General features: G+C 56.7%; 1 protein-coding gene. It reads right to left on the reverse strand.

What is annotated here, in order from left to right:
- Positions 1-92 precede the first annotated feature (92 nt).
- Entirely contained in the window at positions 93-1,286 is a 1,194-nt protein-coding gene (locus HMPREF2690_RS00865) for an IS481 family transposase (protein WP_070570731.1), read from the reverse strand.
- Positions 1,287-1,433: the final 147 nt, after the last annotated feature.

Genomic DNA, 1,433 nt, shown 5'->3' on the forward strand with positions numbered 1-1,433 from the left:
TGTCATGAGTCGCGTCATGCTTGACGGATGAGTCGCGACATGCTGGACGGACCGGCATCCCAGTTGTTTTTGTTCTGGGGTGCCGGTTTTGTTCATTCGGCGTGAAGTGGTGGGTCGCCGTGTTTCCAGTAGGCCTTTTGGTAGTCGCGGGCGGTATCGATGTAGTGCTCGGTGATGACCTCTCCGGTTTCGGCGAGTGATGTGATGATGTGGTTGTCGGTGATGACCATCAGGATTTTCTTGTGTTTGTAGGCGCGTCCGATGCCGAGATGGAAGAGTTTGCCGGCATAGCGCACGGTGACTTTGCCGTTTTTGTCGACGGTGTCGTTTCGGGTGCGCCATTCTTCTTTGGGGTTGTCGTTGGGCGTGGCTTTAACTCCGGTGGTGTATGCCTGTTGCGGGGTGCGTCTGCCTAGGGCTCGGTGGGGGCGTGTGCAGTTGTAGTATTGGCGAAATTCGTTGAGGAGTTGTTGCAGCTCGTCGATGGTTTGTGCTGGGGGTCGGGCTTTGATCCATTTTTTGAGGGTTTGGTGGAATCGTTCGATTTTTCCTTGGGTTTGGGGGTGGCCTGGCCGTCCGTTTTTCTGTTGGATTTTGTGTGCGGCGAGTGTCTTTTCGAACGCGTTTCGCCCGCCCTTACACCCGGCAAGACGGGTGGTAAAGACCATGCCGTTATCCGTCAGTGTGGATGCTGGTGGGCCGTATTGGTCAATCAGACGGCCCAGTTCGGCAGCGACGGTGGTGCCTGAGAATGCGGCAGCTGCGGTGATTGACAGCAGGTATCGCGAGTGGTCGTCGAGGAAGTCGAGGACTTCTACTCGTGTGTTGTCGGCAAGGTAGAGGTTGGTGATATCAGCTTGCCAGCATTCGTTGGGCATTGCGGCTTCGAAGCGGATGTAGGAGTTTTTCGGCCTTTTCCTCGGCTGTGGGGTAATTAGGCCTTCGTTGGTGAGGATGCGGCGAATCGTTGAGGTTGAAGGGGCACGTTTGCCGGCTTGTTCGAGGTGGTAGGCGATGGTTTCGGGTCCGGCGTCAAGTCCGTGCCGGGTGAGTTGCTTGCGGATGTCGATGATTTCGTTTCGTAACGCGTCCGGTACCGCGTGTGGGTGGGTGTGAGGTGCACGTGATTTCGGTGCGATTGCTTCGGCGCCGCCTGCGTCGTAGGCGTTGAGGATCTGGTGGACTCGTTGGCGTGAGATGCCGAAGCGTTTGGCGACGTTGGTGGGTGTCGCACCTTGGTCTCTGACGGCTCTGACAATGGCAAGGTTGCGGTTGGGACTGTTCATGATGTCAAACATGTCCCGACTCACCGGTCAAGCGTCACCGACACGGCTGAGGTAACCCTAAGTGTCAACTTTGTCGCGACTCACCTGTCAAGTATCAGGACTGCCCTCGCAGGCACACCCCGTCAAATATGTCGTGACTTCGGACAC

It is taken from the genome of Corynebacterium sp. HMSC034E11 (assembly GCF_001835905.1).
In the GTDB taxonomy this organism is placed as follows: domain Bacteria; phylum Actinomycetota; class Actinomycetes; order Mycobacteriales; family Mycobacteriaceae; genus Corynebacterium; species Corynebacterium coyleae.

Coding starts and splice junctions, on each gene's coding strand:
- HMPREF2690_RS00865 (WP_070570731.1), bottom strand. CDS start 1,286: ATGAACAGTCCCAACCGCAACCTTGCCATTGTCAGAGCCGTCAGAGAC.